Here is a 12389-nt window from a genome sequence, read left to right as displayed (position 1 = left end):
GCGCATGACAATGCGCCACATCCCCTTCGACGCCCTGCACAACTTCCGTGACCTGGGCGGCTATCCGACCGCCGACGGACGGTCCGTCCGGTGGGGGCTGCTGTACCGCTCCGACTCGCTCGGCAAGCTCGGCACCCCCGAGGACCTCGACCGGCTGCGGGCCCTCGGGGTGCGGACCGTGATCGACCTGCGCTACCCCTGGGAGATCGCCGCCAAGGGCCGGGTGCCGGAGTTCGAGGGCCTGGAGTACCACAACCTCTCGATCGAGCACCGCCCGTACGACCAGGCCGAGATCGACCCGGAGCTCGACCCCTGGCGCTACCTCGCCGACCGCTTCGCCGAGGTCGCCGAGGACGGGGTGAAGGAGATCCGCCAGGTCCTGGACGTGATCACGGCCGCCGAGGCCCCGGTGGTCTTCCACTGCGCCTCCGGCAAGGACCGCACCGGGCTGATCGCCGCCCTGCTGCACACCCTGCTCGGCGTCGGCGAGGACGACATCGCCGCCAACTTCGCGCTCACCGAGCTCGCCACCCCGCGCCTCGTCGCCGAGTGGCACGCCGCCCACCCCGGCCGCGCCCTGCGCTGGCCCGGCTACGGGCGCGCGCCGGAAACCGTCATCCGGCTCGTCCTGGCCGACCTCGCCGAGCGCCACGGCTCGGTCGAGGGCTACCTCACCGGCACCCTCGGCGTCGGCCGCGACCAGATCGAGGCCCTGCGCGCCCGGCTGCTGACCGCCCGCTGACCGTCTGCTGACCGCCTGAGCAGACGACGTGCCGCGTGGGAAGTCGGCCCGTCCGACTTCCCACGCGCGCCGCACCGTCGGCAGCGGCCCGGGCGAGGACCGGGGCGCGGCACAACCCGGTGGCGGGACGGGGTGGTCACGGACGATCATGCACCGCATGACCGAACAACCCGTGCGATGGACCGAGGCGACCGTTCACCCCGACATGTGGGCCGACCCGGACGACGACCCCCGCAACAGTGACGGGCCCAGCCCCGACGGCGAACTCGGGGCACTCCAGGACTGCCTGACCAACTACCGGCTGACCCTGCGGATGAAGTGCGACGGCCTGGACCCGGAGCAGCTGGCCCGCCGCTCGGTCCCGCCGTCGACGATGTCGCTGCTCGGGCTGGTCCGGCACCTGGCCGAGGTGGAACGGGACTGGCGGAACTGGATCACCGACGGCGAGCCGCTGCCCAGGCTGTACGGCGGGCGGGACGCGGACTTCGACGAGGCGGTCGGCGACCAGGCCGTGGTGGAGGCCGCGTTCCGCGACCTGGAGCGCGAACAGGCGGCGCTGGACGCCGAGTTGGCCGGACACCGGGACCTGGGTGAGCGGGTCGGCAGTTCCCGGATCGCGATCCGGGAACTGCTGGTGCACCGGATCGAGGAGTACGCCCGGCACTGCGGCCACGCCGACCTGCTGCGCGAGTGCGTCGACGGCCGGGTGGGCCAGTAGCACCCGGGCCTACCTGCTGTGGGCGCCCGCCCGCTGCGCCGGGACCAGCGGCGCCGGGCCCTACTTGCGGCGCGGGGCCCCGGACGATCGGGGGCTCCGGGACGGGCGGGGGCCGCCGGCCCGGCGGGGCGCCTTCGAGGCCGGGGCCTTCTCGGGCCAGTGACCGGGCCGGGTGAGGCCCGCCGGGAGGCGGGTGGTGGCGTCGCCGCGGGCGGCGTTGAGCTGGGCCTGGGTGAGGAAGAGGGCCGTGGTGAGGTCCGCGCCGGCCAGGTCGGCGTCCCGCAGGTCCGCACCGACCAGGTCGGCGAGGCGCAGGTCCGCGCCGGAGAGGTCGGCCGCGACGAGCAGGGCGCCGCGCAGGTTGGCCCCCCGCAGGTCGGCGCCGCGCAGCCGGGCGCCGAAGAGGTCGGCGCCCCGGTGCTCGCGGCGGCGCGGGACGGCGGCGCGGACCAGTTCGCTGGCGCGCAGCAGCAGCTCGCTGACCCGCTGCCGGTGGGCCGGGACGTCGACGGCGAGGATCTCCTCGGGGGCGCCGCCGGCCAGCCGGTCGGTCTCCGCCAGCGCCTGCCGCAGCTCGTCGTGGACGGCTCCGGCGGGTTCGAAGGTGAGCGCCTCGGTGAGGTAGTGGAGCAGCTCGTGCAGCTGCCGCACGATCGGGAAGACGTCGAACATCGGCTTGGCGCTGTCCGGCTCCTCGCGCCAGCTGCGGCCGCCGAAGGTCACCTGGGAGACCCGCTGCCCGGCGCCGAAGCAGTCGTAGACGGTGCAGCCCTGGAAGCCCCGGTCGCGCAGCTGGGCGTGGATGCCGCAGCTGAAGTCGGTCCGGAGGTTGTGGCAGGCGCTGCCGGCGGCCTTGTTCATGGCGAAGTCGCTGCCGACGGCGAACGGCAGGGCGACGCAGCAGAGGCCGAAGCAGCTGCCGCAGTCGGATTCGAGCGGGGTCGGCGCGGCCGCCGTGGGGTTCTGCGGCGGTTCGGTCTCGCGCACGTTCCGGTCCTTCCTACAGCCGAGCGCCGGACGGCGCGGTGAACCCGGAAATCCTACTGGGCAGACGGCCCTCGGCGCCTGTAAGGTACGCAGGGACCTTTGGACTATTACACATAGGGGTGGGCGCCATGCAGGACCCGGGCATCAGGGAACTCGTCCGGATGTGGATCTCGGGCTGGACCGTCTCGCGCGGCTCCGCCGAGCCCGTCGACCAGCCCTGGGGCTGGAGCATCGACGTCGGGGCACCGGCCGGCGAGGTGGGCCGGCACGTGCTGCCCGAGCCGACCGAGGCCGACGTCCGCAAGCTCGGCGAGACCGTCACCGCGCCGACCACCTGGCTGAAGCTGTTCACCGAGGACGCGACCGTGCGCCCGTGGCTGGACGAGCGGTGGCGCCTGGACGTGCCGGGCTTCCTGATGAGCGTCCCGCTCACCGCCGAGCGGCCCCGGGCCCCGGCCGGCTACACCGTGACCACCTGGGAGCGCGGCGGAGTCCTCCGGGCGCTGGTGCGCACCGGGGAGGGGCACCTCGCCGCCCGCGGCCAGGCGGGCCTGGCCGGCCCGGTGGCCGTACCGGACCAGATCACCACCGTGCCCGAGCACCGCCGCCGGGGCCTGGGCGCGCTGGCGATGCGGACGCTCCAGTCCGCCGCGTACGAGCGGGGCGCGCGCACCGGCGTGCTGGTCGGCACGCCGGAGGGCCAGGCGCTCTACACGGCGCTCGGCTGGACCACCCACGCCCCGATGGCGAGCCTGGTCCTGCAGCCGGAACGCCCGGAGGCCTAGGAGTAGGGCAGTAGCTCCGGCCGCTTCGCCGGGCGGCCGTCGCCGGAGGAGCGGCCGGTGAGGCGGCGGCCGATCCACGGGCCGAGGTGGGTGCCCAGCCAGCGGGCGTCTGCGCGCAGCCGCTCGGCGCGGCCGGCCGGGGCGGCGGCGGGCAGCGGGGCGCGCCAGTCGAAGGCGGCGGGGCGGCCGAGCGCCTCCAGCACGCCCGCGGCGACCCTGCGGTGGCCCTCGGGCGCGAGGTGCAGGCGGTCCTCGGCCCACAGCCGGCGGTCGTCGAAGCAGGGCGCGGAGAACAGGTCGACCACGACGAAGCCGTCCTGCCGGCCCAGCTCCTGGACGAAGGCCTTCATCCGCAGGATCGCGGGCAGCAGCCGGGCGCTGCCCGCCAGGCGGCGGGTGGGGTCGGTGCTGGTGAACAGCACGACGGTGGCGCCGCCGGCGCGCAGCTCGGTGGCGCAGCGGCCGAGCTGCCGCTCGACCGCGTCGATGTCGCAGCCGGGGCGCAGCACGTCGTTGAGGCCGCCGGCCAGGGTGACCAGCTCGGCGCCCATCGCGAGGGCGGGGGCGAGCTGCTCGTCGTGGATCTGGCCGATCAGCTTGCCGCGGACGGCGAGGTTGGCGTACCGGAAGCCGCCGTTCCCACCGGCCGGCGCCGAGGTCCCACCGGCCGGCGCCGAGGTCTCGCCGGCCAGCGCCGAGGCGACCCGGTCGGCCCAGCCCCGGTAGTGGCCGTCGGGCAACAGGTCGTCGCCCATGCCCTCGGTGAAGGAGTCGCCGACGGCGACGTAGCTGCGGTAGGGGGTGGGCACGGGCTGGCCTCCGCTCTCCTGGTCTCCCGAGTGGTCTCCCGAGACGGCTTCGCGATCCGACGATCGTACGTGTGTGCCCACTCGGGAACGGCGGCGGGCCCGGCGCTCATCGCACGTCGAGTGTTCGTTTATCGGCCCGGGCCATCGTGGGGCCACGGGGCGGCGGCCGGCGACGGGGGCCTTGCCGCCGCCCCGGTCCCCTCCGGGCACGCCCCGCGGGCATCGGCCGCCGGCCGGCGCGACCACCGTCAGCCGGCCGGGACCGCCGCCGTCTCCTCCGCCGCCTTCCGGGGCGTGAACCAGTGCTCGCGCACGGCGTCGGTGGGCCGCTGCTCGCCGAGGGCGGCGAGCCCCCACTCCCCCAACGCCTCGACGACCGACCGCAGTTCGCGGCCGCGCCCGGTCAGTTCGTAGACCATCGCGTTGGCGGGCCGTTCCAGTCGGCGGCGGACGACCAGCCCTTCCCCCTCCAGCTGCTTGAGCCGGGTGGCCAGGATGTCGGTGGAGACGCCGGGCAGGTCGGCGTGCAGGTCGGTGTAGCGGCGCGGGCCACCGAGGAGCTCACGGACGATCAGGAGGCTCCAGCGCTCCCCCACCGCGTCCAGGGCGCGGGCGACGGCGCAGTACTGGTCGTAGCTTCGGCGTGACATGCGGATCAGCATAGCCAAGAGGTTGGACTTTCCAAGTACACACTTGGTAGAACAAAGCTGAAGCAGCGGAGCGGTGGTGACGGTCGGGAGGCCGCAGATGGAGTTTCGGCAGTCCAGCAAGCTGAATGACGTGTGCTACGAGATCCGCGGACCGGTGGTCGACCAGGCCAACGCCCTGGAGGAGGCCGGGCACAGCGTGCTGCGGCTGAACACCGGCAACCCGGCTCCGTTCGGCTTCGAGGCGCCCGAGGAGATCATCCAGGACATCATCCGCAACCTGCCCAAGGCGCACGGGTACAGCGACTCGCGCGGCATCCTGCCGGCCCGCCGCGCGGTGGTGCAGTACTACCAGCAGCGCGGGGTCGAGGGCGTCACCGTCGACGACGTCTTCCTCGGCAACGGCGTCTCCGAGCTGATCCAGATGGCCGTCACCGCGCTGGTGGACGACGGCGACGAGGTGCTCGTGCCGATGCCCGACTACCCGCTCTGGACCGCCGTGGTGCGGCTGGCCGGCGGCAAGGCCGTGCACTACCTGTGCGACGAAGGGGCCGAGTGGTACCCGGACCTGGACGACATCGCCGCCAAGATCACCGCCCGCACCAAGGCGATCGTCGTCATCAACCCCAACAACCCCACCGGCGCGGTCTACCCGAAGGAACTGCTGGAGGGCATCCTCGACCTGGCCCGCCGCCACCACCTGATGGTGCTGGCCGACGAGATCTACGACAAGATCCTCTACGACGGCACCGAGCACCACTGCCTGGCCGCCCTGGCCGACGACGTGCTGACCCTCACCTTCAACGGCCTCTCCAAGTCCTACCGGGTGGCCGGCTTCCGCAGCGGCTGGCTGGTCGTCTCCGGGCCCCGGCAGCACGCCACCGACTACCTGGAGGGCCTGACCATGCTCTCCGGCATGCGGCTGTGCCCCAACGTGCCCGCCCAGTACGCCGTGCAGGCCGCACTCGGCGGCCACCAGTCCATCAACGACCTGGTGCTGCCCGGCGGCCGGCTCACCGAGCAGCGCGACATCGCGGTCAAGGCGCTCAACGAGATCCCCGGCGTCAGCTGCGTCAAGCCCAAGGGCGCGCTGTACGCCTTCGCCCGGCTCGACCCGGCGGTGCACCGGATCGTCGACGACGAGCGGTTCGTGCTGGACCTGCTGCTGCGCGAGAAGATCCACGTCGTCCAGGGCACCGGCTTCAACTGGCCCCGCCCGGACCACTTCCGCTTCGTCACCCTGCCCCGGGCCGACGACCTGGAGACGGCCGTCAACCGGATCGGGCGCTTCCTGGCCACCTACCGCCAGGGCTGAACGGCCACGGCGTCCCCGTACGCTCGGGGCCATGGCCGTCCTCCGCTCCGTCGCCCTGTTCGTCCTCGCCGCGCTCGCCGAGATCGGCGGCTGCTGGCTGGTCTGGCAGAGCGTGCGCGAGCAACGGCCGTGGTGGCTGGCCGGGGTGGGCGTGGTGGTGCTCGGCGCGTACGGCTTCGTCGCGGCGCTGCAGCCGGACAGCCACTTCGGCCGGGTGCTGGCCGCGTACGGCGGGGTGTTCGTGGCCGGTTCGCTGCTGTGGGGCGTGGTGGTGGACGGCTTCCGGCCGACCCGCTACGACGTGCTGGGCGCGCTGATCTGCCTGGCCGGGGTCGCCGTCATCATGTACGGGCCCCGGCGCTGAGGCGTACGGCGCTGAGGCCCCCGGCACTGAGGCGTACGGGCCCGCGCCGGGACGGCCGGCGCCGGGCGGTGCGGGCCCCGGCGCCGCACCTCCGGCGCCGGGGCCCCGCCGGGCCCGCCGGGACTACCAGCCCCAGCCGCCGCCCTGGCCGTCGTCGTCCGAGTTCGAGTCCCAGCCCTCGCCGACCTCGCGCAGGATCGTGTAGTTGTCGATCTGTGTGCCGTCCTCGGCCAGCGCGGTGACCTTCATGACCGACTTCTGGCCCAGGTGCTTCGGGGTGACGTCGACCTTGATGAAGGAGTAGCCGGTGTAGCGCACCCGCGACCACTGGATCGTCTCGGGGGTCTTCACCCGGCCCTTGCTCCAGTAGTAGGTGCTGACCTCGTCCTGGTGGTTCTCGTGCCCCTCGTAGGTGTCCGGCACGTCGAACTTGTACAGGCTGCGGCCGGCCGCCCCCGCGGTGACGTAGACCACGCCGTCCTTGGCCGGCTCGATGGTGGCGCCGCTCGGCACCTGCTTCGAGACCTTGTTGCCGAGGATCGCGTCGGTGCGCTCGTAGATGTGGTTGTGGCCGTTGATGACCAGGTCCACCCGGTACTTCTCGAACAGCGGCACCCAGGCCTCGCGGACGCCGCCCTCGGAGGCGTGCGCGACGGTGGTGGAGAAGGCGCAGTGGTGGAAGAAGACCACCACGAAGTCGACGGTCTCGTCGCCGCGCAGGTCCTTGAGGGTGCGCTCCAGCCACCTGGTCTGCTTGTTCGCCGAGATGCCCAGGTTGGCCGGGATCTCGTAGGAGACGTCGTTGGCGTCCAGCGAGATCACGCCGACGTTCTTGTAGCGGAAGGTGTAGACGCCGGGGACGGCGCGCGGGTCCGGGCCGTTGTCCGGCAGGAAGAAGCGGGCGTTCTCGCCGCCGTAGCCGTTCGGCGAGTACCAGGCCTCGATGTCGTGGTTGCCGTACGCGACCATCCACGGGACGTCGGCGGCGACCGGCTCGGTCTGCACCAGGAAGTCGTCCCAGGTCCGCGCGTTGAAGACGGACTTGTCCGGGTCGGTGCCGGAACCGGCCGGGTCGGCGTAGCAGATGTCGCCGGCGTGGAGGTGGAAGGCCGGGTTCTGGGCCTTGATGACGTGGTCGTTGCCGGCCGCGTGCGCGCTGACGCCCTGGTCGCCGAAGGCGGTGAAGGTGAACGGCTCGTACACCTTGCCCCAGCGGTGGTCGCGGGCGGGCGCGGTGCGGAAGGTGTGGAGGGTGGAGATCCGCTGCTGCGAGGCCGGGTCGAAGCCCTCGTGGCCGACACCGTAGTAGTACGTGGTGTCGGGGCGCAGGTCCTCCAGCGCCACGTGCAGGTAGTACTGGTCCACCGGCCGGCCGTTCGGGGTCAGCGCGGGGGTGTGCAGGGCGCGGACCTCGGCCTGGACCTTGTGGCTCAGCTCCCACGGGGTCCTCCCGAAGCGCAGGAAGGGCTTCCTGACCGGCGCCGGCACCTGCCAGGAGATGCGGAACTGGGTGTCCGGCTCGGGGCCGAACTGCAGGTGGCGGCCGGTCGGCGCGACCAGCGAGCCGTCGACGCCGTCGGTCGTGCCGCCGGTCAGCAGCTGCGGGCCGGCCGGGGCGGCGAAGGCCGTCCCGTTGCCCAGCGCGCCGCCGACGGCGACGGCGCCCACGGTCACGGCACCGGCGCGCAGCATCCGGCGGCGGGAGAAGCGGGCCCGCAGGTACTCGTGCTGCTCGGCCATGCTCATGCGGTCGGCGAGCTCGGCCGGCACGCCCATGTTGGGGATATCCATGCGCGGGACTCTTCCAGCGGTTCGTTGATCGCGCACGGACGCCGGGTGAACGGGTCGCAGCGTGCCGGTCATTCGAACGCAATTGTTCGACCATGATTCGGCAAAGGACGTGTCCGTACCGTCCCGACGCCGCATCATGGCCCCCTCGCGCCGCCCGGTCTGAGCGGGTGTCGGCGGCGGCCCCGGCTGGTCGGCAGGAGCCCGGCCGGAGGGTCAGCCGGAGGGCTCGTCCCACTGGTTGGCGGCCCGGTTGCCGGTGCCGTCGCAGGTGCGGCAGATCTCGTCCCGGTAGGCGTGCTTGGCGCCGGTCGCGTCCACCCGGTAGCGCACGTACACCCCGGTGCCGTCGCAGAGGAAGCAGTTGCCGCCCCCGCCGCCCACCTCGGTGGTGCCGGTGCCCTGGCAGGTCCGGCAGCTGAGACCGGCGGTCCGGCCGGTGCCCGCGCAGATGCGGCAGACCGTCGTCATCGGCTTCCTCCCTCGCGCGGAAACGGCTCGGTGCCGTCCGAAGACGGCTCGGCGCCGCCCGGAACGGCCGGACACCACCGGTCATCGTAGTGGTGAAGGCCGCGAACCACCCCCGGCCGATGTGATCTGACGATCAGTCAATCGGCCCGGCGGGCGGCCTCGGGCGGCCTCACTCGGGCAGGCCCTCGCGGACCCGCCGGGAGACCGAGATCAGCTGGAGGTCGAGCAGCCCGGGCGGGTCGGCCAGGCCGGGACCGCCCGCGCGCACCCAGGCGGCGATGTCGTCGATCATCTCGTCCATCAGCACGAAGCCCAGCCAGACCGGCCGGCCGCCCGCCGCCCGGCCCTCGGCCGAGGGGCCGACCACCACCACGTTGGACTGGGTGCACACGTCGAGGCACTTGACCGCCCGGACCCGGCCCGCCGGGCCCACCGCCGTCCGCAGCCGCTCGTACTGGCCCGCGTGGTCGACCCCGGGGTGCTTCGCCTCGGTGCCGCAGCAGCAGCCCCGGCAGACCGTCACGGTCACGGGGGCGCCGGCGCCCCGCTTGCGGTCCCGGGCACCGTCGCGGTCTCGGCGGCTCATCGGTTCTCCTGCCCCCCCTGGTCTGCGGCGCCCTGCGCACCGGCCTCCGCACTGTACCCGTCACCCCGCCGCGGCCCCGCCGCGGGGCGGATCCGGTGCGGTCCGCACGGGGGAGGGGCGCACCGAGGCACGACCCCGGAGCGCTCCCCGTCCCCGCGCCCGACAGGGCCCCGGCCGCCCGCCCGCGCCCGACTGAGCCCAGGGCCGATCGCCCGGCTGACCACGCTGACCGGCCGCCCGCGCTAGCCGACCGCCCGCGCCGCCGCCCGTCCCGCCGTGCGGCCGGAGAACAGGCAGCCGCCCAGGAACGTGCCCTCCAGCGAGCGGTACCCGTGGACGCCCCCGCCGCCGAACCCGGCCGCCTCGCCCGCCGCGTACACCCCCGGCAGCACCTCGCCGTCCGGCCGCAGCACCCGGGAGGACAGGTCGGTCTCCAGCCCGCCCAGCGACTTGCGGGTCAGGATGTTCAGCCGGACGGCGATCAGCGGGGCGGCGGCCGGGTCGAGGATGCGGTGCGGGGCGGCGGTGCGGATCAGCCGGTCGCCGAGGTGGCGGCGGGCGCCGTGGATCGCGGTGACCTGGAGGTCCTTGGAGAAGGGGTTGGAGAGCTGCCGGTCGCGGTCCTCGACGGTGCGGCGCAGCTCGTCCGGGGCGATCAGCGACCCGCCGGTCCTGGCGTTCATGCCGCGGGCGAGGTCGGCGAGGTTGCCGGCGACGACGAAGTCCGGCCCGTGCCGCAGGTGGGCCCGGATCGGGCCGGGGGCGCCGGGCAGCGCGCGGCCGAGCACGCCGCGCACCGACTTCCCGGTGAGGTCGGGGTTCTGCTCGGAGCCGGAGAGGGTGAACTCCTTCTCGACGATCCGCTGGTTGAGCACGAACCAGGTGTGGTCGTACCCGGTGGTCATGATGTGTTCGAGCGTCCCGAGGGTGTCGAAACCGGGGAACAGCGGGACGGGCAGCCGCCGGCCGCGCGCGTCCAGCCAGAGCGAGGAGGGGCCGGGCAGGATGCGGATGCCGTGCCGGGCCCAGATCGGGTCCCAGTTGGCGATGCCCTCGGTGTAGTGCCACATCCGGTCGCCGTTGATCAGGTTGGCCCCGGCCCGGCCGGCGACCTCCAGCATCAGCCCGTCCACGTGCGCGGGCACGCCGGAGAGCAACCGGGCGGGCGGGGTGCCGAGCCGGGCCGGCCAGGCCTTGCGGACCAGGTCGTGGTTGCCGCCGATGCCGCCGGAGGTGACGACCACCGCCTGGGCGCGCAGTTCGAAGCCCCCGGCGACCTCGCGCGAGCTGGCCTCGCCCCGGCCCGCCGGGCTCGGCACCAGCACCTCGCCGGTGACGGTGTCGACGGCGCCCGCGGTGGCGGACAGGCCGGTGACCCGGTGCCGGAAGCGCAGGTCCACCAGGCCGCGCGCGGCGGCCGCGCGGACCCGCCGGACGAAGGGCGCCAGCAGCCCGGGCCCGGTGCCCCAGGTGATGTGGAAGCGCGGCACCGAGTTGCCCGGCCCGTCGGCGAGGTACCCGCCGCGTTCGGCCCAGCCGACCACCGGGAAGAACCGCACGCCCATCCCGTGCAGCCAGGAGCGCTTCTCGCCCGCCGCGAAGTCCACGTACGCCTCGGCCCAGCGGCGCGGCCAGGCGTCCTCGGGCCGGTCGAAGCCGGCCGTGCCGAACCAGTCCTGCCGGGCGAGGGCGTGCGAGTCGCGGATCCGCATCCGGCGCTGCTCGGGCGAGTCGACCAGGAAGAGGCCGCCGAAGGACCAGTGCGCCTGGCCGCCGAGACCGGTCGCGGGCTCCTGGTCGAGCAGGATCACCTTCCGTCCGGCGTCGGCGAGTTCGGCGGTGGCGGCGAGGCCCGCGAGGCCCGCCCCGATGACGATGACGTCGGCGTCCAGGGCCATGCGCAGTCCTCCGTCGCGGCTCGCGGTGGCGGCGCGCCCGGGACGCGCCGTCGCTGTGCGCCCGATAGTGCGGTCTGCGGTGACGTCCGGTCAACCCGCGGGTAACGAGCGCCGGGCCGAATTCCGCTCCGGGTCGTTTCGGAATTGCCGTAGGGGGCCGAACGATACGCGGTGGAGCGAAATGCGAAATGCCGTCCGGGGCCGTCTGACGGAATATCGGCGATTTCCGCGCGAACCATGGACGCCCGGGAAACCTGGCAGTAACTTACCTGCGAGTAGCTGTGGCCCGGCTCGGCACGACCCCCACCCGTCGTTTCTCTCCCCCAGGAGGAACCGTGCTCCGCCCTGCCCGGAAATCCCGGCACCTCCGGAATTCCACCGCGCTCGCCGCCGTCGCCCTCGGCGCCGCGCTCGCGCTCACCTCCACCACCGCCCAGGCCGCCGTCGCGGCGCCGAGGCACTACGTGGCGCTCGGCGACTCCTACGCCGCCGGCGCCGGCGTGCCGGGCCAGTCGGCCGGCCTGTGCCTGCGCTCCGACCGCAACTACGGCCACCTGGTCGCCGCCGCCCTCAAGGCCGGCCGGTACAGCGACGTCACCTGCTCCGCGGCCAAGATCAAGGCGATGACGCAGCCCCAGTACGACGCCTTCATCCGGGTCAACGACCCGCAGCTGGACGCGGTGACCGCCGACACCGACCTGGTCACCCTCGGGATCGGCGGCAACGACCTGGCCGCCAGCGACCTCGGCCTCGGCGAACTCGTCGCCACCTGCATCGCCGGCGCCGTCGTCAACCCGTTCGGCACGCCCTGCAAGGACGTCTACCACCACGGCTACTGGGACTGGAGCACCATGTCCTGGCAGTACGGCACCGACGACCTGGCCGAGCGGATCCGCACCACCATCACCCCGCAGCTGGCCGACACCCTCAGGCGCATCCACGCCAAGGCGCCCGGGGCCAAGGTGCTGCTGGTCGGCTACCCGTCGGTGCTGCCCGCCGACGGCTCGACCTGCGTCCTGCGCCAGCCGGTGACCCCGGGCGACGTCGAGTACATGCACGGGGTGCTCGACACGCTGAACGCCGCCCTGAAGTCCACCGCGGCCGCCAACGGCGCGACCTACGTGGACACCGCGACGCCGACCCTCGGGCACGACGTCTGCTCGGACGACCGCTGGATCGAGGGCGCGCTGCCCGGCTCGCCCGCCGTGCCGTTCCACCCGAACGCGACCGGCGAGCAGGTGATGGCGCAGGCGGTGCTCGCCGCGCTGAAGTAGCGCCG

At 73.9% G+C, this 12389-nt stretch carries 12 protein-coding genes and 1 pseudogene; 6 read left to right on the top strand and 7 right to left on the bottom strand.

The window, feature by feature from the left end; translation table 11 throughout:
• Window positions 1–4: 4 nt before the first annotated feature.
• Window positions 5–742 carry a tyrosine-protein phosphatase gene (locus tag ACFY0X_RS26550; RefSeq protein ID WP_387758143.1) on the top strand — a complete coding sequence of 246 codons (738 nt, stop codon included), beginning with the start codon at window positions 5–7 and terminating at the stop codon, window positions 740–742.
• A 157-nt stretch (window positions 743–899) separates the two neighbouring features.
• The gene (locus tag ACFY0X_RS26545; RefSeq protein WP_387758142.1) at window positions 900–1460 is read left to right on the top strand and encodes a DinB family protein; all 561 of its coding nucleotides are present in this window, start codon (window positions 900–902) and stop codon (window positions 1458–1460) included.
• A 60-nt stretch (window positions 1461–1520) separates the two neighbouring features.
• Here ACFY0X_RS26545 and ACFY0X_RS26540 read toward each other — a convergent pair whose 3' ends face one another.
• The gene (locus tag ACFY0X_RS26540) at window positions 1521–2447 is read right to left on the bottom strand and encodes a pentapeptide repeat-containing protein (RefSeq protein ID WP_387758141.1); all 927 of its coding nucleotides are present in this window, start codon (window positions 2445–2447) and stop codon (window positions 1521–1523) included.
• A 128-nt stretch (window positions 2448–2575) separates the two neighbouring features.
• On the opposite strand from ACFY0X_RS26540, the gene ACFY0X_RS26535 reads away from it, so the two are divergent.
• The gene (locus ACFY0X_RS26535; RefSeq protein ID WP_387758140.1) at window positions 2576–3232 is read left to right on the top strand and encodes a GNAT family N-acetyltransferase; all 657 of its coding nucleotides are present in this window, start codon (window positions 2576–2578) and stop codon (window positions 3230–3232) included.
• Here ACFY0X_RS26535 and ACFY0X_RS26530 read toward each other — a convergent pair.
• On the bottom strand, window positions 3229–4041 hold the full coding sequence (locus ACFY0X_RS26530; RefSeq protein WP_387758138.1) for an SGNH/GDSL hydrolase family protein: 813 nt from the start codon (window positions 4039–4041) through the stop codon (window positions 3229–3231). The two genes, ACFY0X_RS26535 and ACFY0X_RS26530, sit on opposite strands and share 4 nt — an antisense overlap.
• A gap of 296 nt (window positions 4042–4337) precedes the next feature.
• Window positions 4338–4691: pseudogene (locus ACFY0X_RS26525) on the bottom strand (winged helix-turn-helix transcriptional regulator); the annotation flags it as partial.
• Between the two features lie 97 nt (window positions 4692–4788).
• On the opposite strand from ACFY0X_RS26525, the gene ACFY0X_RS26520 reads away from it, so the two are divergent.
• Entirely contained in the window at window positions 4789–6003 is a 1215-nt protein-coding gene (locus tag ACFY0X_RS26520; protein ID WP_387758137.1) for a pyridoxal phosphate-dependent aminotransferase, read from the top strand.
• 31 nt (window positions 6004–6034) lie between these two features.
• A complete protein-coding gene (locus tag ACFY0X_RS26515) occupies window positions 6035–6367 on the top strand; it encodes a YnfA family protein (RefSeq protein WP_387758136.1) in 333 nt (110 codons plus the stop codon).
• 123 nt (window positions 6368–6490) lie between these two features.
• Here ACFY0X_RS26515 and ACFY0X_RS26510 read toward each other — a convergent pair whose 3' ends face one another.
• From ACFY0X_RS26510 to ACFY0X_RS26495, 4 genes are all read right to left on the bottom strand, one after another.
• Window positions 6491–8158 carry a fibronectin type III domain-containing protein gene (locus ACFY0X_RS26510; protein WP_387758134.1) on the bottom strand — a complete coding sequence of 556 codons (1668 nt, stop codon included), beginning with the start codon at window positions 8156–8158 and terminating at the stop codon, window positions 6491–6493.
• A 213-nt stretch (window positions 8159–8371) separates the two neighbouring features.
• Entirely contained in the window at window positions 8372–8626 is a 255-nt protein-coding gene (locus ACFY0X_RS26505) for a hypothetical protein (RefSeq protein WP_387758132.1), read from the bottom strand.
• Window positions 8627–8795: 169 nt separating this feature from the next.
• Window positions 8796–9212, bottom strand: coding sequence for a (2Fe-2S) ferredoxin domain-containing protein (locus ACFY0X_RS26500; RefSeq protein WP_387758131.1), 417 nt, complete (start codon window positions 9210–9212; stop codon window positions 8796–8798).
• Between the two features lie 242 nt (window positions 9213–9454).
• A complete protein-coding gene (locus tag ACFY0X_RS26495) occupies window positions 9455–11110 on the bottom strand; it encodes an FAD-binding dehydrogenase (protein ID WP_387758130.1) in 1656 nt (551 codons plus the stop codon).
• Between the two features lie 335 nt (window positions 11111–11445).
• Between ACFY0X_RS26495 and ACFY0X_RS26490 the strand changes: the two genes are divergently transcribed.
• On the top strand, window positions 11446–12384 hold the full coding sequence (locus ACFY0X_RS26490; RefSeq protein ID WP_387758129.1) for an SGNH/GDSL hydrolase family protein: 939 nt from the start codon (window positions 11446–11448) through the stop codon (window positions 12382–12384).
• Window positions 12385–12389: the final 5 nt, after the last annotated feature.

It is taken from the genome of Kitasatospora sp. NPDC001547, from assembly GCF_042894165.1.
In the GTDB taxonomy this organism is placed as follows: domain Bacteria; phylum Actinomycetota; class Actinomycetes; order Streptomycetales; family Streptomycetaceae; genus Kitasatospora.
This window is presented reverse-complemented; position numbering and strand designations above follow the sequence as displayed.